Raw genomic sequence first — 17461 nt, 5'->3', positions numbered from 1 at the left:
TGGACGGTCGTCGGCCCGGGGGTCTGCTGCTCGCCTAGCCGCTGCGGCGGCGGCGAAACCTGGCCGCGGCCCGCGCCCGCCGCCCGCCGCCACCCGTTGACCGGCCGAACGTTTGGCCGTTGACCAGCGGGAAGACGTAGCAACGACTCCTTTGGGCAGACAGATGGGCGGGAACCATGGCGGAAGAGGCACGCGGGGGCGGGCTGGACGTCGAAGGGCACCGGCGGGCGGTGGCGGCGGAGTTCACCCGGATGGTGGACGCCAAGGAGCTGGAACTGCCGCTGCCCGGGGCGGGCCACACCCGCTCCCGGTGGTCCACGCTCACCCGGATCGCCGAGGACGACCTCGCCCTGGCCCGGCTCTGCGAGGGCCACACCGACGCGCTGGCGATCCTGGCCGAGCTGGACGCGCTGGGGGTGGCAGAAGTGCCGCAGGCCCCGGCCGGCTCGCGCTGGGGAGTGTGGGCGGCGGAACCGCCGGGGCAGCCGCTGGAGGCGTCGCAGACCGCTACCGGCTGGAGCCTGTCCGGGCTGAAGCCGTACTGCTCGGGCGCCCGGGTGTGCACCGACGCCCTGGTCACCGCCCGCGTGGGCGAGCAGCGCCGGTTGTTCGCGGTGTCCACCGCCCAGGGGGTGGCGCCGGTCCCGGGCAGCTGGCCGGCGGCGGGCATGGCCGCCAGCGACACCCTGGACCTGCTGTTCGACCAGACCCCGGCGGTACCGGTCGGGGGCCCGGGCGCCTACCTGGACCGGCCGGGCTTCCAGCACGGCGGCATCGGCGTGGCGGCCTGCTGGTACGGCGGCGCGCGGGCGGTGGCGGACGCCCTGCTGCGCGCCGCCCTCGACCACGGCCCGGAGCCGCACACCCTGGCCCACCTGGGCGCCGTGGACAGCCGGCTCCAGGGCGTCGGCGCCCTGCTGGACCGGGCCGCCGCCGAGGTGGACGCCGATCCGCAGGACCGCCGCGGCGGGGCCGCGCTGCGCTCGATGCGGGTCCGGGCGGCGACCGAGGACGCGGCGGCTGCCGTCCTGCACCACGTCGGCCGGGCCCTGGGCGCGGGGCCGCTGGGCCACGACGCCGCACACGCCCGCCGGGTCACCGACCTGACCGTCTACCTGCGCCAGCACCACGGCGAACGGGATCTGGCCGGACTGGGCGCGGCCCTGCTGGACGCGGCGCGGGGGCAGCAGTGACCGCCGGGCCCGCCGACGCCATCCAGGCCGCGGGGACGCCGGAGGCCGCCTGGACGGCCTGGCCCGGCCTGGCCGCACTGCCCCAGCTGGACCTGTCCGGCCTGCGCCGGGTGCTGGTGGTGGCCGCCCACCCGGACGACGAGGTGCTCGGCCTCGGCGGCACCCTGGCCGCGCTGGCCGCCGCCGGAACCCGGCTGCGGCTGGTGGCGGTCACCGACGGCGAGGCGTCCCACCCGCACAGCTCCTCCCCCGTCGCCGCCGACCTGGCCCGGGTCCGGACCGACGAGACCGCCCGCGCCCTGGCCGCGCTCGGCGCGGACGGCGCCGAGGTGGTGCGGCTGCGGCTGCCGGACACCCGGGTCGGCCTGCACGAGGCCGAACTCGTCCAGCAGCTGGCCGAGTTGGCCGAGGGCTTCGACGTCTGCGCGGCGCCCTGGCGGGGCGATGTGCACGCGGACCACGAGGCCGCCGGACGCGCCGCGGTGGCTGCGGGCGCGCTGACCGGCGTCCCGGTGCTGCAGTACCCGGTCTGGGCCTGGCACTGGGCCCGCCCCGGGGACCTGCGGGTGCCGTGGCGGCGCGCGGCCCGGATCCCGCTGGACCGGGAGGCCCGGGAGCGCAAGCGGGCGGCCCTGGACTGCTTCGCCAGCCAGATCCGGCCGATCGGCGACGAACCGGCCGACGCGGCGGTCCTCCCCCCGGAGGAACTCGCCCACTTCGTGCGCGACTTCGAGGTGGTCCTGCGATGAGCACGCCCACCCCCGAGGACTACTTCACCCGCATGTACCGGGACGCCGACGACCCCTGGCAGCTCGGCAACCGCTGGTACGAGCAGCGCAAGTACGCGCTGACGGTGGCGGCGCTGCCCCGGGAGCGCTACCGCAGCGGCTTCGAACCGGCCTGCTCGGCGGGCGTACTGAGCGGGCTGCTGGCGGACCGCTGCGACCGGCTGCTCAGCTGCGACCGCTCCCCGCGCGCGGTCGCCGCCGCCCGGGCCAGGCTGGCCGGGCGCGGACAGGTACGGGTCGAGCAGCGGCTGCTGCCGGAGCAGTGGCCGGACGAGCGCTTCGATCTGGTGGTGCTCTCCGAGTTCCTGTACTACCTGGGCCCGGACGGGCTGCGGGACGTGCTGGGCCGCGCGGTGGCCTCGCTGGAGCCCGGCGGCTCCCTGGTCGCCGTGCACTGGCGGCCGCCGGTCGCCGAGCACAGCCAGACCGGGGACGCGGTGCACCGGGCCGTGCGCGGGACGCCGGGGCTGGTCCGGATCGCCTCCCACGCCGAACCCGACTTCCTGCTGGACGTCCTGGTCCGGTCGGCGCCGGACGGCCCGGTCGACCCGGCCGGGCTGTCGGTGGCCGCCGCCGAGGGGCTCCGATGATCCGCGCCGTGGCCGTGGTCGTCCCCGCCCGCGACGAGGAGCGGCTGATCGCCGCCTGCCTGGACGCGGTGGCCCGGGCCGCCGCCCATCCCGGCGTCCACGGCCTGCCGGTGACCGTGCTGGTGGTGGCGGACAGCTGCACGGACCGCACCGGGCCGCGCGCCCGGGCGCACGGCGCCCGCACCCTGGCGGTCTCCACGGCCAACGTCGGCGCGGCCCGGGCGCTGGGCACCGCGCACGTGCTTGAACTGCTCGGGGTGGACGGCGGTCCGGTGCCGGCCGAGCAGGTGTGGCTGGCCCACACCGACGCGGACAGCGTGGTGCCGCCCTGCTGGCTGGCCCACCAGCTGCAGCACGCGGCGGACGGCTTCGACGCGGTGCTGGGCACCGTGCGGGTCGCCGACTGGTCCGCGCACACCCCGCAGACCCGGGACCGCTACCTGCGCCAGTACCACCGCCACGTCAGGACGTTCGACCACCCGCACATCCACGGCGCGCACCTGGGCGTGCGCACCGACGCCTATCTGGCCGCGCGGGGCTTCCCGGCGCTGGCCGTCGGCGAGGACCGGGCGCTGGCCCGGGCCCTCGGCGCGCAGGGCAGCCGGATCATGCGCCGGGGCTCCTGCCCGGTGCTCACCTCGGCCCGGCGGCAGGCCCGGGCCCGCGGCGGCTTCGGCGACCTGCTGCTGGCCCTCGAGGCCGGCTGAGCGGGCCCCGGTCGCGGCCCGCCCGGCTGCCGCCGCAGCGGTTTTCGGGGCCGGGCAGCGGGCAGGCATGGGCCTAGCCCCACCCGGCACGGACCGAGACTCCGCGGTACGGCCGGCGGGCGAGGGAGGGAGAGTGCCGTGATGCCGCGGCTGACCACTCCGGTGCGCCCCCTGGAACCGCGACGCTTCCCCTGGCTGCGACGCGCCCAGCGGGTCTGGCAGCGCTCCTGGGCGCAGTCGGTCTTCGCGGCGGCCCAGGAGATCGAACTGACCAACCGGGCGCTGAGCTTCGCCGCGCAGGCCCTGGTCACGCTGGTGCCGCTGCTGATCGTGGTGGCCGCCGCCTACCCGGTGCGCGGCCAGGGGTTCGCCGCCTGGCTGGTGGACGGGCTCGGGGTGACCGGCGCGCCCGCCGACACCCTGCGCCGGCTGTTCTCCGCGCCGCAGCGCGTGCTCAGCGCCACCAGCGCGTTCAGCGTGGTCGCCGCCGCCGGCTTCGGCCTGTCCTTCGCCACCTGCGTCCAGACCGGCTACGAGCGGGTGTGGGCGCTGTCGCCGGGCCACTGGCACGCGGTGTGGCGCCGGGGCGCGGTGCTGGCCGCGCTGACCGGCGCGCTGTTCGTGGACGTGCACAGCGCCTCGCTGCTGCGCCACGGCTGGCTGCAGGGGACGGTGCGGGCGCTGTCGACGTACCTGGGCGCCACCGCCCTGTGCTGGTGGGGCCAGTGGCTGCTGCTGGAACGGCGGGTGGCCTGGCGTCAGCTGCTGCCCGGCGCGGTGCTGACCGCGCTGGGCCTGGCGGCGCTGCGCACCCTCTGCTCGCTGCTGCTGGCGCCGCTGCTGGCGGCCAACGCCGTCACCTACGGCCCGATCGGCGCGGTGCTGATGGTGCAGACCTGGCTGATCGGCGTCGGCACGGTGGTCTTCGGCGGGGCGCTGCTGGGACGCCAGTGGATCGAGGCCCGGGCGCCCCAGGAGCACACCCGCTACCGCCGACGGCTGGCGCGCCCGCCGGCCACCGCCACTGGCCGCCCCGGCGGCGTCCCGACCCGCACCGACCGCGCCGACCGCCCGGCTCGCCGGGCCCGGCCCACCCGGCCGTCGAACCCGGCGCGGCCCTGGGTGCGGCGGCCCGGCAGGCGCCGGCGCGGGCACCGCACCGTGCCGCCGGGCCCGGCCTGACCTGCGGCGTCCCCCGCCGTGCCTGCGGCGATCGTCCCGCCCGGTCGGCTAGCGTCTGGGGATACGGCAGCCCCCGGGACGCGCGCGGCGTTTGTTCCCGGCGCGCGGGGAAGACGCCCCCCAACACACCACGGAACCCGAGGAGAACGCCGATGCCGAGTCCCGGGCTGCGCCTGGCCGTCGAGCTGGCCGCCTGGTGGGCGCTGCTGTTCGGGCTCTACCTGGTCTTCGTCAGCACGGTCGCGCCGCTGGGGGCCGTGGTGGGGGCGGCAGCGTCCGCGCTCGGCGCGGCCGGGGCCTGGGCGGTGCACCGCGCGGCCCGGCCCACGCTCGGCCCGGCGGCCCACGCGCGCACGGCGGCCCGGGCCTGCCCCGGGGCGCTGCTCAGCGCCGCCGCGCAACCGACCCGGCCCAGCGCGGGCGTGGCAGCGGCCTGGTCTGCGGCGCTGCTCTCCGGGCCGCCGGTCGGCCGGGTGGCGCAGGTCCACCAGGCCGACGGCGCAGCGGTGCTGACGGCCCGTTCGCTCATTCCGCAGCGCTCCCGGCTGGAGCCGGTGCTGACCGAGGCGGAGGCGCCGTGAACGCCGGGCCGCCCGCCGCCGGGCTACTGCCGTCCCCGGGCCCCGGCCCGACCGCACCGCCCGGCTGTCGGCGGCCCTGCCGCCCTGCTCAGGCGCGGCAGCTTGACCCCGGCGCGCAGGGGTAGGCGTGCAGCGCGGCCGACCTGCGCAGAGGCAGCGGCCCGGAGCCGGGACCGGCGACAAAAGCAACGAAGGCACGAAGGCACCAAAGATTGAAGGAGGAGACGCAGCGATGACTTCCAGCCGACGACATGCCAACCGCAGCACGGACGTCAGCAGCGAGCTGAGGCAGGCGGCCAAGGGGACGCGCAGGCGCCTGGGCCGGGTGGTGGAGAGTGCGAGCGACCAGGCCGAGCTGCGGGCCCGGGCCAAGGCCACCGGCGCCGCCCTGGGCTCGCAGGTGAAGGACGCCGCCTCGGGGGCGCAGGAGACGGCCCGGCACACCGTCGCCCAGGCCGTGCACGTGGTCCACGGCGTGACCTCGCAGCCCGCGCTGGACAAGTCGGCGGCGGTGGCCTCCGGCCTCGGGGACCGCAGCACCGCCCTGGCGGCCAGGGCCCGGGCGGCCACGCCCGAGCAGGTGGGCGCGGCGGCCGACCAGGCCGGGGCCGTCGCCCGCCGCCACCCCGCCGCCGTGATCGCGGCGGCGCTCTGCATCGCGGCCGTGCTGGCCGCGCTCGTCCGCAGGGGGCGTCGATGAATGCCGCACGGATCGCCTACAAGCCCGTCGGGATGGCCCTGGGCGCCGTCAGCGGCCTGCTCGCCGGGGCCGTGTTCAAGCAGGCGTGGAAGCTGACCGGCCACGGCGACTCCGCCCCCGAGGCCACCGACCGCGAGCGCGGCTGGCAGGAGATCCTGCTGGCGGCAGCGCTGCAGGGGGCGATCTTCGCCGTGGTCAAGGCCGCCGTCGACCGGGGCGGCGCCGCCGCCACCCAGCGGCTGACCGGCACCTGGCCCGGCTGACCGGCCGCACTCCCCCGCGCCTGCCCGCCGCCCCCGGTCACCGGATCCGGAGGAGGGCGGGACGCGGGGGCCGCGGATTGATCTACAGTGCTCGGGTCAGTTCCCGTCATCCGACGACCCGAGGAGGACTTCCCAGTGGTGGCGACTGAGACGTTCGAGTTCCAGGTGGAAGCGCGCCAGCTGCTGCAGATGGTGATCCACTCGATCTACTCGAACAAGGACGTGTTCCTGCGCGAACTCATCTCCAACGCCTCGGACGCTCTGGACAAGGTGCGCCTGGAGGCCCTGCGCGACCAGGACCTCGGCGCCGACGTGTCCGACCTGCACATCGAGATCGAGGCGGACCGGGAGACGCGCACCCTGATCGTGCGCGACAACGGCATCGGCATGTCGTACGACGAGGTCATCCAGCTCATCGGCACCATCGCCAACTCGGGCACCGCCAAGTTCGTCAAGGAGCTGAAGGGCGCCAAGGACGAGGCCACCGCCGAGGGCCTGATCGGGCAGTTCGGCGTCGGCTTCTACTCCAGCTTCATGGTGGCCGACGAGGTCGAGCTGCTCACCCGGCGGGCCGGCGAGAGCGAGGGCACCCGCTGGACCTCCAGCGGCGAGGGCACCTACACCCTGGAACGGGTCGAGGAGGCCCCGCAGGGCACCACCGTGACCCTGCGGCTGCGCCCGGCCGACACCGAGGACCAGCTGCACGACTACACCGCGCCCTGGAAGATCCGCGAGATCGTCAAGCGGTACTCGGACTTCATCACCTGGCCGATCCGGATGGCCGCGCCGACCCCGCCGCCCGCCGCCGAGGGCGAGGCCGAGGAGGCGGACGCCGCCCCCCGCGAGCCGGAGACCCTCAACTCCATGAAGGCGCTCTGGGCCCGCTCGCGCGACGAGGTCACCGACGACGAGTACCACGAGCTGTACAAGCACATCAGCCACGACTGGAACGACCCGCTGGAGACCATCCGGCTGCAGGCCGAGGGCACCTTCGAGTACCAGGCGCTGCTGTTCGTCCCGGCGCACGCGCCGCACGACCTGTTCAGCCAGGGCTACCAGCGCGGCATCCAGCTGTACGTCAAGCGCGTCTTCGTGATGGACGACTGCGAGGCGCTGATGCCGCCGTACCTGCGCTTCGTGAAGGGCGTGGTGGACGCGCAGGACCTCTCGCTCAACGTCTCCCGGGAGATCCTGCAGCAGGACCGCCAGATCCAGCTGATGCGCCGGCGCCTGGCCAAGAAGGTGCTCTCCACGGTCAAGGAGATGATGACCGGCTCGCCCGAGCGCTACGCCACGCTGTGGGGCGAGTTCGGCCGGGTCCTCAAGGAGGGCCTGTTGAGCGACGACGACAACCGCGAGACCATCCTCGCCGTCTCCTCCTTCGCCTCCACCCACGCCCCGGAGGCGCCGACCACGCTCAAGCAGTACGTCGAGCGGATGAAGGAGGGCCAGGAGCACATCTTCTACCTGACCGGCGAGTCCCGGCAGGTCATCGAGAACTCCCCGCACATGGAGGCGTTCCGGGCCAAGGGCGTCGAGGTGCTGCTGCTCACCGACCCCGTCGACGAGGTGTGGGTCGAGGCGGTCACCGGCTTCGAGGGCAAGGAGCTGCGCTCGGTCGCCAAGGGTGAGGTCCCGCTGGGCGCGGAGGAGGAGCAGGAGAAGGGCGAGGAGCGCGAGCAGCGCCGCCAGGAGTACGCCGAGCTGCTCAGCTGGATGGGCGGACAGCTGGGCGAGGACGTCAAGGAGGTGCGGCTCTCCGCTCGCCTGACCGTCTCGCCCTCCTGCCTGGTGTCGGACACCCACGACGCGACCCCGGCCCTGGAGAACCTCTACCGCGCCATGGGGCAGGAGATCCCGCACAGCAAGCGCATCCTGGAGCTCAACGCCGACCACCCGCTGGTCAGCGGCCTGAACAAGGCGCACGGCGAGCGGGCGGACGAGCCGGCCCTGGCCGAGACCGCCGAACTGCTGTACGGCATGGCGCTGTTGGCCGAGGGCGGCCAGCTGGCCGACCCCTCGCGCTTCATCAAGCTGGTGGCGGAGCGCGCCGAGCGCGCCCTGTAACCGCGCCCGGCACTCTGCCCGCGGTGGCCGGTCGGCCCGACCTGCCGGCCACCGCGGGGCGTCGACCTTCCGACCGGACTGGTCGACTCCCCCGGAACTTGACACCCACAGGTGTGAGTGGTTGATTACTCCTATGAGTCCGGAACGCATCCGCCAGCTGTCCACCGCCGAGGAGCGCCGCGAGACCGTGCTGCGCACGGCGATCGGCACTTTCGCCACCCGCGGCTACTTCGGTACCACCACGACGGAGGTCGCCAGGGAGGCAGGCATCTCCCAGTCCTACGTCTACCGGCTGTTCCCCAACAAGGAATCGCTGTTCGTGGCCGTGGTCGAGCAGTGCTTCCGGCTGGTCCGCAGCTGCCTGGAGCAGGCAGCGGCCGAGGCCCCGGGCAGCAGCCCGGAGGCGGTGCTCGGCGCCATGGGCGACAGTTACGCCCGGCTGATCACCGACAGCGACCTGGTCCTGGTGCAGCTGCACGCGCAGGCGGCGGCGGTGTCCGAGCCGGCGGTGCGCGACGCCGTCCGGCAGGGCTACGCCCGCACGGTGGAGTACGTGCGCGGGGCCTCAGGCGGCAGCGAGCACCAGGTGCAGGACTTCTTCGCGCGCGGCATGCTGTGCCACCTGATCGTGTCCATGGGCGCGGACGAGGTGGACGCCCCCTGGGCGAGGACGCTGACGGCGGACATCCGGCACTACTGAACGCACCACCGGGCGGAGCAGCATGCTCCGCCCTGCCTTCGGGCCAAAGAGTGAGTGATCGACCACACAATCAATGCCGACAAAGCCAGGAAATCCACGGAGGTCTGTGATGAGGATCGAAGAGCGTGTCGAGGTCGTCCTACCCGGCGAGGTCGAGCCGGAGGGGCTGGAACTGCGGCTCGGCCCGGTGCCCGCCCCCGGTCCGGGCCAGGCGCTGGTCCGGATGGAGGCGACCGGGGTCTCCTTCGCCGAACAGCAGATGCGCCGGGGCCGCTACTACGACCAGCCGCCCTTCCCGTTCGTCCCCGGGTACGACCTGGTCGGCACCGTGCAGGCGGTCGGCGCGGGAGTCCCCGGCGGCCTGGCGGGCAGCAGGGTCGCGGCGCTGACCAAGACCGGCGGCTGGGCCAGCCACGTCCTGCTGGACGCGGCCGACCTGGTCCCGGTGCCGGAGGGGATCAGCGCGGCCGAGGCGGAGACCGCCGTCGTCAACGGCATCACCGCCTGGCAGATGCTGCACCGCCGGGCCCGGGTGCGCGCCGGGCAGACCGTCCTGGTGCACGGGGCCAACGGCGGCGTGGGCTCGATCCTGGTGCAGCTCGCGCTGGCCGCCGGGGTACGGGTCGTCGGCACCGCCTCCGCCCGCCACCACGACGCGCTGCGCGCCCGGGGTGTGGCGCCCGTCGACTACCGCGACCCGGACCTCCCGGCGCGGGTGCGGGAGTTGGCGCCCGGTGGCGTCGACGCGGCCTTCGACCACGTCGGCGGCCGGGGCCTGACCGACTCCTGGCACCTGCTCGCCCCCGGCGGCACCCTCGTCTCCTACGGCAGCGCCTCGACCCGCGACGACAGCGGCTCCAAGCAGTGGCCCGTGCTGAAGCTCCTCGGCCGGGTGTGGATGTGGAACGCCCTGCCCAACCGGCGGCACGCCTGCTTCTACAACGTCTGGGCCGGCAAGGCCCTCGCCCGGGACCGCTTCCGCGCCCGCCTGCGCACCGACCTGGGCCAGGTCTTCGCGGCCATGCAGCGGGGCGAGGTCACCGCGGGCATCGCCGCCGAACTCCCCCTGGCCCGGGCCGCCGAGGCGCTGCGCCTGGCCGAGTCCGGCACGGTCAGCGGCAAGGTCGTGCTGATCCCGCAACCGGCCGTGGCAGCGCCGCGAGGGACGCCGAGCGGAGCCGCGGCCCGCACCGGACGGGGCCGTCCGGGGCCGTCCGGGCGGGAGCCGCCCCGGGTCGGGAATGGGAGCCGCTCCGGGCCGGGTCAGCCGGGTTGCGGCACCATCCGGGCCAGGCCCTTGCGGTCGTAGTAGCCGGTCATCGCAAAGCCGAAGACGAGCGCGACCACGAAACCGACCGCGATCATGATCCAGCCCCGGGTGAGGCCGGCGTCGGCGCGCGCGTCGAAGTAGAGGATCGACCGGACGCCGCCGACCACCTGCCGCATGGGCTCGAAGGCCGCGAGGAAGTGGTAGAAGCCGGGGGTGGCCTCCAGCGGCACCGTGGCCCCGGAGGAGGGCAGCGCCAGCGCGATGAACACGAACATCGACACCAGCTGCCCGATCCCGCCGAAGGCGGCATTGATGGCCTGGGCGCCCAGCCCGACCGTCAGGCAGGCGCAGATCGAGAACAGCCACAGCAGCGCCTGGTGCGGGGCGTCCATGCCCAGCACGGCGATGGTCGCCACCATGATCAGGGACGTCGCCAGCACCGACAGGCCCGCCGTCATGCCCATCTTCACCAGCAGCGTCTGCGTCCGGTTGATCGGCACGGTGGGCCGCCGGGTGTGCCAGGGGCCGATCTCGCTGTCCGCGTAGCCGAGCGAGGTGTCCACCGCGCTGTGCACCACGTTGGCGCTGATGAAACCGCCCAGCACCAGCAGCAGCGTGTAGTAGAACGCAGTCAGCCCCAGGCCGCTGTGGGCGCCGATGGGGTGCCCGACCGTGGTCACGACCGCGACCGGATCCGCCAGCAGCAGCCGGGTGGTGGCGTCCGCCCCCGCCAGTGCGGGCGAGGTGCTCAGCTGCTTCCCGATGGCCGCCGACGCCTGCCCGGCCGCCTTCTGGGTGATCTGGCTGGCCAGCGAGGAGCCCAGGCTGCCCGAGCCGGGGTTGGTCAGCACCGTCAGCGTCGGCCGCACCGTTGCCTGACCGGTCGTCAGTCGGGCTACCTCGGCGGTGAATCCGGGCGGGATCAGCAGCGCCCCGTAGACCCTGCCGGACGCCAGCTGGTCCTGCGCCTCGGCGGCGCCGACCTGCCGCCACTGCACCTGCCCGGCCGGGCTCGATCCCAGGATGGCAGCGCTGACCTGGGCCCCGAGATCAGTGGCCTGACCCGGCAGCGGAGCGCCGGTGTCCGCGTCCACCAGGGCGATCGGCAGCCGGTGCAGGCTGCTGGTGGGGGTGAGGATGCCACCCATGTAGAGCAGCGACAGCAGCAGGACCGCCAGGGCGCTCAACACCCCTGGGGCGATCCACAGTTTCCAGCGACGCAGCACGCGTCCGGCGGACGCGTCCGGCCCGGGGGCGCGTGCGGGGAACCCGGTTGCCATACCACTCCACGAATCAGCCGCTTCCACGGGCACCGCCACCCGGCGCTGGACCACCATAGGACGAACCGCGCGCGGGAGCGGGGAACGACACTTGATGCAGCATCAGAACGACGTCACTCCTGCTCCTGCTCCTGCTCCTGCTCCTGCTCCTGCTCCTGCTCCTGCTCCTGCTCGTGGGCATCGGACGAGCCGCCCGACTGCTCCAGCACACGGGCCAGGAAGCGGGCCGCCGGGAGCGATCCGCGCTCGGCGGCGCCGGCGAACCAACGGTGCGGGCCGCCCGGTGCGCGGGGCGGTCTGCGCGCCGTTCAGCAGGCTCAGCCACTCGTCCCGGCGCCGGGTGCGGTGCCCGGGCGCCCCGGCAGCGGCCGCGCGTTCGGACAGGGCCGTGACCAGGAGCAGGAAGTAGGCCGAGTGGGTCGGGCTCGGGATGTGCTTCCCGGTGGCCCAGTCGTTCAGGGTGGACCTGGCCGGCTTCCGGGCGGTCACCCTCCGGCCCGAGCTGCGCTCCAGCGCGGCCCGCGCCTGCTCGGCCCAGCCGAACATCTCCGTCAGCGTCGGATCGCCCGCCGCGTGGAGCAGTGCCGCGAACTGCCTCGCAGCCGCTCCGCCGCCTCGTCCTGCACCGCTCCCCCAGTCCGCAGGTCGCCCCGGGCGTCCGGTGCGTCCGGCGCCCCGGACACCGGAAAGTGCCGGGCCACCAGCGTAGTTGACGCTCCGGACGGCGACCGGACGCGCCGGACCGCCGCCCGGTGGCCTGTGCTGGGGCCAACGCCGCCGGCACCACAGGCCGGCGGCCCGTCCTCTGGGAGTCCACCGTGCAGCTTTCCGTGTTGACCGTCCTGCTGGCCGTCATCGGCACCGTCCTGGCCCTCGGCCTGGCCGCCGTCCTCCGGGCCGACCCCTCCGACATCCCGGCCGTCCTGGACAGCCTCACCCACCTGGTCCGCGCCTTCGCCGCCGCGCGCTGACCGCACCAGCGGCGCGAGGCGGGCAGGGGTGGGGCGGGTTACCAGGTCCAGTAGTAGGGGTTGTCCGAGGCGTAGCCTTCGGCGCCGATGCCGATGCCGGAGACGCTGCCGTCGTACCAGACCTCGCCGATCGGGATGACGCTGTTGTTGCCGAGGCCGTAGATGTCGATCGGCTCCCAGGAGTTGCCGCCCATGTAGGTGTACCAGCAGGTCTTGGGCTGGACGATGGTGCTGGAGAAGCCGCCGCGGTAGGGGAAGACGATGTAGGCCGGGTAGTCGCCCTGGGCGCAGAGCTGCACGTAGCCGTTGCTGATGGTGGAGGCGGAGGCGCTGGTCGCGTTGACGCCGACGAGGGCCCCTGCCGCGAGCACGGAGCAGGCCAGGGCGGTGGTCAGGCGCTTGACGGAACGGGTGATGCTCATCCTGTCGTCCTTTCGGAGGCCGGGTCCGTCCAGCGCGGATCCGGACATGAGACTCTATCCATGGACACGACAGAATCTGGGATGGGTTCACCGTCCTGGCAGCCTGAATTCACTTTCTCTGCAAGCGAGTTGGTCATCACCGGCGGAACGCGCCGTCAGCCGGCCACCGGGTCGCAGGGGGCGGCTGCGGTGCGGTCGAGGTTCTCCTCGACCCAGCTGCGGAGCAGCCCGAGGGGGACGGCGGCGCTGCGGCCCAGCGGGGTGAGCGCGTACTCGACGTGCAGGGGCACGGCGGGGTAGACGGTGCGGGTCAGCAGGGCGGAGTCCTCCAGGCGGCGCAGGGTCTGGGTGAGCACCTTGGGGCTGACCCCCTGCAGCGTCCGCTGCAGCTCGCCGAAGCGCCGCGGCCCCTCTTCGAGCGCGCCGATGGCCAGCGCGGACCACTTGTTGGCCAGCAGGTCCAGCATGGCGCGGCAGGGGCACTGGGCGGTGTAGACATCGTGGTCGCCGTGCTGGCCGGACTCGCAGTTCATCGTCATGGGACACCTCTCACCAGGAAACTTCCCGATGGAAAGTAGTGGACCTTGCGGGTAACTATAGGCGCGGGGATACCGTCGCCGACATCACCGGGGAGGCCCAGGCCCGGGTCTCCCGCCGTTCCGCCTGTACTGGAGCTGCCGTATGTCCACTCCCCCGTCCACGCCCACCATGCGCGCCGTGATCCAGGACCGCTTCGGCGGCCCGGAGGTGCTGCGGGTGGCGCAGGTGCCCCGGCCCGCGCCGCTGCCGACGGAGGTCCTGGTGCGGGTGCACGCCGCCGGGATCAACCCGGTGGACTGGAAGACCCGCGCCGGCTCCGGCATGGCCCAGGTGCTCGGCGAGCCGCCGTTCACCCTCGGCTGGGACGTGTCCGGGGTGGTGGAGGAGATCGGTTTCGGGGTGACCACTCTCAAGCCCGGGGACGAGGTCTACGGCATGCCGTGGTTCCCCCGCGCGGCCGGCGGCTACGCCGAGTACGTCACCGCACCGGCCCGCCAGTTCGCCCGCAAGCCCGCCGCGCTCGGGCACGAGCAGGCGGCCGCCGTACCGCTGGCCGCGCTGACCGCCTGGCAGGCCCTGGTGGACACCGCCGACCTGCGTCCCGGCCAGCGGGTGCTGGTCCACGCTGCCGCGGGCGGGGTGGGGCACTTCGCCGTCCAGTTCGCCAAGCACCTGGGCGCGCACGTCATCGGCACCGCCAGCGCCCGGAGCCACGACTGGCTGACCAAGCTCGGCGCGGACGAGCTCGTCGACTACACCGCCGTCCGGTTCGAGGACGTCATCGACGACGTCGACGTGGTCATCGACCTGGTGGGCGACGGCCACGACCGCACCAGCACCCGCTCGCTCCAGGTGCTGCGCCCCGGCGGCCTGCTGGTCGCGGTCCCGGCCGGGGTCTCCGCCGAGCTGGGCGAGGCGGCGGAGGCTCGCGGCGTCCGGGTCAGTGCCTTCCTGGTGGAGCCCGACGGCCCGGCGCTGACCCACATCGCCGGGCTCGTGGACGCCGGGGCCGTGGCGGTGGAGGTCGAGGAGGTGTTCCCGCTGGAGCAGGTGGGCCAGGCCCACAGCCGGGGCGAGACCTGCCGCACCCGGGGCAAGCTGGTGCTGCGGGTGGCCCCCTGACCCCTGCCCCCTGACCCGGGCGCACCCGAGCCGGGCCGCCGCGCTGCCCCCGCACGGGCTGCCCCGCGCGGGGCAGAGCGGGCGGTCAGAGCGGGGTGGGGTGGCCGGGGTCGGGTAGCAGGACCGAGGGGAGTGGGCTGTCCGGGTGCATCCGCAGCAGTTGGTAGGCGATGCCGCCGACGCCGGGCAGCAGGCCGGGTGCGAAGGTGTCCCGGGCCAGGCCGCTGATCGGGCCGTACTCCTCCAGGCCGCTGATCAGGTGCGCGTCCAGGGCGGGACGGTCCAGGCCGACCGGGGCCACGCCGGCGGAGAGCGCGTGGTCGACCACCTCCCAGACGCCGAAGTCCCCGTGGCACAGGGTGTGGTTCCAGCCGACCCCGTCGGCCCAGCAGGAGGCGGCGGCCCGGCGCAGCACGTCGCGCCACCGGTCGCGGTGGCGGTCGGGGCCGCAGTCGGGGTCGCGGCCGTGCCGGATCAGGTCGACGGCGGCCAGGCCGATGCCTCCGGCGCCGTGGCACCAGGCGGCTCCGGTGTGGCCGGGGGCCCGCAGGTCGATCCAGCCGGCCAGGGCCGGGTCGTAGGTGCTCTCCTCGAAGGCGAAGGCCGCCTCGGCGGTCCGGCCGACGGCCGCGGTCACCTCCTGGACGCCGGTGTCCGCAGCGGCCAGCCGCGCCAGCGCCCAGCCGATGCCGGTCGCGCCGTGCGCCATGCCGCCGACGCCGTCCGGGAAGTGGGGGCTGCCCCAGCGGGCGGTACCGGCACCGGCGGTACCGGCTCCGGCGCTCCCGCCGCCACCGCCACCGGCCGATCCGGTGTCGGCGGCGCGGACGTCGGCGGCGCGCACCAGGCGGGTGCCGGTGTCGTCGGCCAGCGCCGACCAGCGGGGCTCGCCGGAGTACTGGGCCAGCCGCAGCAGCGGGACGACGGCCCCGGCCATGCCCCGGAACAGGTCGAGGGCGTCGTCCGCCGCGACCGCCTCGGGCAGGCGCCCGGCCAGGCGGAGCGCCCGGGCCAGCGCCTGCTCCGGTTCGACGCCACTGGCGTCCATGCGGCCCAGCAGCAGCCAGGCCCAGATGCGTGAGCCGAGGCCGACGAAGCCGCCGGGGGCGTCGGGCCGCAGCGCCATGCTCCCGGCCCGGTCGCGCTCCTCCTGGGCCTCGGTCGCGCGCAGGGTGCGCAGGGTGTCGGCGAGCAGGACGTCCAGGCCGTCGACGGCGTCGGCCCGGCCCCGGGCGGCTTCGAACCGGTAGGCGGCGAGCAGGACGGCCGCGCCGGACAGGCCGCCGTACAGGTCGTTCGCCATGGGCTGGATGGACCAGCCGGTGCCGTCGAGCACCGGTGCGATCCAGGCGACGGTGCCGTCGTCGGCGCGGATTGCGGCGTCCCGCAGCCGACGGACGATGGCGGACGCCTGGTCGCGTCGGCGCCGGTCCAGCTGCTCGGCGGTGACGCGGGCGGGCCGCATCGGCTTGCGGTCGGGCAGCCAGCCCTCGTTGAGGTAGGCGCTGACCAGGGTGCCCTGGATGACCTGCCGGTCCAGGACGGAGTCGTCGGCGCGCCAGCGTCCGAGGGTGTCGGCGATCAGGTCGCGGGCGGGTCCGAAGCCGGTGCCCCGGGGGCCGGTGAGCCGCCCCTCGCGCGGAGTGGTGGTGAAGACCGGTACGTCGCCGTCGAGCAGGTCGGCGACTTCGGCCTTGATCACCGCCAGGTCGCCGGGGGCGGCGGAGGCGTTGGCGGCGTGTCCGGCCAGCAGCGCGCGGGCCCGCTCGACCGAGGCGGGCTCGTCGTGCAGGGAGGCCGGGTGCCACAGCATCCGGGCGAGCTCCTGGGAGGTCTCGGTCGCCCGGACCACCACCCGGACCGGGCAGTCGGCGAAGGCGGCCAGCGGTTCGGCGAGGTGCCCGGAGCGGTCGAGCCGGTGCAGTTCCTCGGTCAGCCCGGTGAAGCCCTCGACCACCCGGTCCCAGTAGCGGTGCAGGACGGGATCGGGGCTCGGGTGGTTGCGGGAGGCGGCGATCGGCACCTGCGCGTAGTCCATGCGGGCCTCGTCGGTGCCGAGGCCGACGATGACCGGCATGGAGAGGACCGGCTGCTGGCCGGGCAGGGAGCCGACGGCGGAGAGGTCCACGCCGCGCCAGCCCAGGGCCTGGCCGCGTCCGGGCAGCAGTCCGATGCGCAGCACGCTGTCGCCGAGGAGCTCGGCGGCGCGGTCGACGGCGCGGCCGTAGCCGGAGGGGACGACGGCGGTGTGCGGGGTGAACAGGGTCTCGCAGTCCACGACCACGGGCACCGGGCCGGCCGCGATGACGTTCTCCGCGTGCAGGTCGCTGCCGCCGAGCAGGCGCATGACCGCGAGCCAGTGGCCGATGCCCAGGTAGAAGGCGTTCAGCTCGCGCTCGTCCGCGCAGTAGCGGTGCTGGACGTGCTCGGACCAGCCGTGGTCCGGCCGGGCCAGCACCTGCGGTACCCGGATCCGGGTACCGGCCGGGTGTCCGGCAATGACGGTGTCGAGCAGCCGGGCGAGCCGGGTGTCGACGTCGACGGAGCGCGGTTTGTAGACGACCTGCCCGGTCGTGGTGGTGAGCAGGGCGACGCTCTGTCCGCCGCGGTGGGTGTCGCCCGCGCCGAAGGTGATGCCGGTCAGCGTGCCGCTTCCGGCGCCGGGCAGCCGCGCCAGCGAGTCGCGGGCCTCGGCGAAGCGGACGCCGGTGGTGAGCGCAGCGTCGCAGGCGTTGCCGATGACCGCGCGCAGGCGTCGGAGCAGGCCGGGGTAGTGGTCGGTCAGCGCCTCCCAGAAGCCGGGGCGGCAGGCTTCGGCGATCCACTGGTCCCAGCGCGCGGCGGGGTCTGCGGCGGTGAGCCGTCCGGAGACGCGGGCGGCGTTGAGTTCCAGCAGCAGCACCCGGTTGACCTTGCGCAGCACGCTCGCGCCGAGGGCGCGGGCCGCGCCCTCGCGGATGGCGTCCTGCTCGCTCGGTTCCAGCCCGGGGACGTCCCCGAGCCGGGCCGCCAGGTCGGCAGAGGCCGGCTCCAGCAGGCGGTCCAGCACGGGTTCGAAACCGACGGGTGTCGGATCAGGCACGGG

The 17461-nt window shown here is 75.0% G+C and carries 16 protein-coding genes and 1 pseudogene; 13 read left to right on the top strand and 4 right to left on the bottom strand.

Annotation, left to right across the window (positions count from 1 at the left end; translation table 11 throughout):
• The first annotated feature begins 176 nt into the window (after positions 1 to 176).
• The 11 genes and pseudogenes from GXW83_RS14155 to GXW83_RS14105 form a co-directional block, all read left to right on the top strand.
• Complete coding sequence (locus GXW83_RS14155) at positions 177 to 1193, top strand: acyl-CoA dehydrogenase (RefSeq protein WP_182443420.1); 1017 nt, start codon at positions 177 to 179, stop codon at positions 1191 to 1193.
• The gene (locus GXW83_RS14150) at positions 1190 to 1942 is read left to right on the top strand and encodes a PIG-L deacetylase family protein (protein WP_182443419.1); all 753 of its coding nucleotides are present in this window, start codon (positions 1190 to 1192) and stop codon (positions 1940 to 1942) included. Before GXW83_RS14155 ends, GXW83_RS14150 begins: the two co-directional genes overlap by 4 nt.
• Positions 1939 to 2571 carry an SAM-dependent methyltransferase gene (locus tag GXW83_RS14145; RefSeq protein ID WP_182443418.1) on the top strand — a complete coding sequence of 211 codons (633 nt, stop codon included), beginning with the start codon at positions 1939 to 1941 and terminating at the stop codon, positions 2569 to 2571. Before GXW83_RS14150 ends, GXW83_RS14145 begins: the two co-directional genes overlap by 4 nt.
• A complete protein-coding gene (locus GXW83_RS14140) occupies positions 2568 to 3278 on the top strand; it encodes a glycosyltransferase family 2 protein (protein ID WP_182443417.1) in 711 nt (236 codons plus the stop codon). Before GXW83_RS14145 ends, GXW83_RS14140 begins: the two co-directional genes overlap by 4 nt.
• Before the next feature lie 141 nt (positions 3279 to 3419).
• Positions 3420 to 4460, top strand: coding sequence for a YhjD/YihY/BrkB family envelope integrity protein (locus GXW83_RS14135; RefSeq protein ID WP_182447298.1), 1041 nt, complete (start codon positions 3420 to 3422; stop codon positions 4458 to 4460).
• 152 nt (positions 4461 to 4612) lie between these two features.
• Positions 4613 to 5041 (top strand): hypothetical protein, encoded by a 429-nt coding sequence (locus GXW83_RS14130; RefSeq protein ID WP_182443416.1) that lies wholly within the window; start codon positions 4613 to 4615, stop codon positions 5039 to 5041.
• A 232-nt stretch (positions 5042 to 5273) separates the two neighbouring features.
• Positions 5274 to 5741: a hypothetical protein gene (locus GXW83_RS14125; protein ID WP_182443415.1), complete on the top strand. Its 468-nt coding sequence runs from the start codon at positions 5274 to 5276 to the stop codon at positions 5739 to 5741.
• Positions 5738 to 6004 (top strand): DUF4235 domain-containing protein, encoded by a 267-nt coding sequence (locus GXW83_RS14120; RefSeq protein WP_182443414.1) that lies wholly within the window; start codon positions 5738 to 5740, stop codon positions 6002 to 6004. The genes GXW83_RS14125 and GXW83_RS14120 overlap by 4 nt, the downstream gene beginning before the upstream one ends.
• Before the next feature lie 138 nt (positions 6005 to 6142).
• Entirely contained in the window at positions 6143 to 8071 is a 1929-nt protein-coding gene (htpG, locus tag GXW83_RS14115) for a molecular chaperone HtpG (RefSeq protein WP_182443413.1), read from the top strand.
• A 133-nt stretch (positions 8072 to 8204) separates the two neighbouring features.
• The gene (locus tag GXW83_RS14110; RefSeq protein WP_182443412.1) at positions 8205 to 8771 is read left to right on the top strand and encodes a TetR/AcrR family transcriptional regulator; all 567 of its coding nucleotides are present in this window, start codon (positions 8205 to 8207) and stop codon (positions 8769 to 8771) included.
• A gap of 109 nt (positions 8772 to 8880) precedes the next feature.
• Positions 8881 to 9909: pseudogene (locus GXW83_RS14105) on the top strand (medium chain dehydrogenase/reductase family protein); the annotation flags it as partial.
• A 125-nt stretch (positions 9910 to 10034) separates the two neighbouring features.
• Here GXW83_RS14105 and GXW83_RS14100 read toward each other — a convergent pair.
• Complete coding sequence (locus tag GXW83_RS14100) at positions 10035 to 11321, bottom strand: YhgE/Pip domain-containing protein (protein ID WP_182443410.1); 1287 nt, start codon at positions 11319 to 11321, stop codon at positions 10035 to 10037.
• An 818-nt stretch (positions 11322 to 12139) separates the two neighbouring features.
• On the opposite strand from GXW83_RS14100, the gene GXW83_RS14095 reads away from it, so the two are divergent.
• Positions 12140 to 12292: a hypothetical protein gene (locus GXW83_RS14095; protein WP_182443409.1), complete on the top strand. Its 153-nt coding sequence runs from the start codon at positions 12140 to 12142 to the stop codon at positions 12290 to 12292.
• Between the two features lie 38 nt (positions 12293 to 12330).
• On the opposite strand, the gene GXW83_RS14090 is transcribed toward GXW83_RS14095, so the two are convergent.
• Both GXW83_RS14090 and GXW83_RS14085 read right to left on the bottom strand, forming a co-directional pair.
• A complete protein-coding gene (locus GXW83_RS14090) occupies positions 12331 to 12714 on the bottom strand; it encodes a hypothetical protein (RefSeq protein ID WP_182443408.1) in 384 nt (127 codons plus the stop codon).
• A 155-nt stretch (positions 12715 to 12869) separates the two neighbouring features.
• Positions 12870 to 13253, bottom strand: coding sequence for a helix-turn-helix domain-containing protein (locus GXW83_RS14085; RefSeq protein WP_182443407.1), 384 nt, complete (start codon positions 13251 to 13253; stop codon positions 12870 to 12872).
• 142 nt (positions 13254 to 13395) lie between these two features.
• On the opposite strand from GXW83_RS14085, the gene GXW83_RS14080 reads away from it, so the two are divergent.
• Positions 13396 to 14376 (top strand): NADP-dependent oxidoreductase, encoded by a 981-nt coding sequence (locus GXW83_RS14080; protein WP_225446972.1) that lies wholly within the window; start codon positions 13396 to 13398, stop codon positions 14374 to 14376.
• 85 nt (positions 14377 to 14461) lie between these two features.
• On the opposite strand, the gene GXW83_RS14075 is transcribed toward GXW83_RS14080, so the two are convergent.
• Positions 14462 to 17458 (bottom strand): type 2 lanthipeptide synthetase LanM family protein, encoded by a 2997-nt coding sequence (locus GXW83_RS14075; RefSeq protein WP_225446971.1) that lies wholly within the window; start codon positions 17456 to 17458, stop codon positions 14462 to 14464.
• Between the last annotated feature and the right edge of the window lie 3 nt (positions 17459 to 17461).

The sequence above is a fragment of the Streptacidiphilus sp. PB12-B1b genome (assembly GCF_014084125.1).
Lineage (GTDB): Bacteria > Actinomycetota > Actinomycetes > Streptomycetales > Streptomycetaceae > Streptacidiphilus.
The sequence above is the reverse complement of the archived record's forward strand: the minus strand, read 5'-3'. Positions and strand labels throughout refer to the sequence as shown.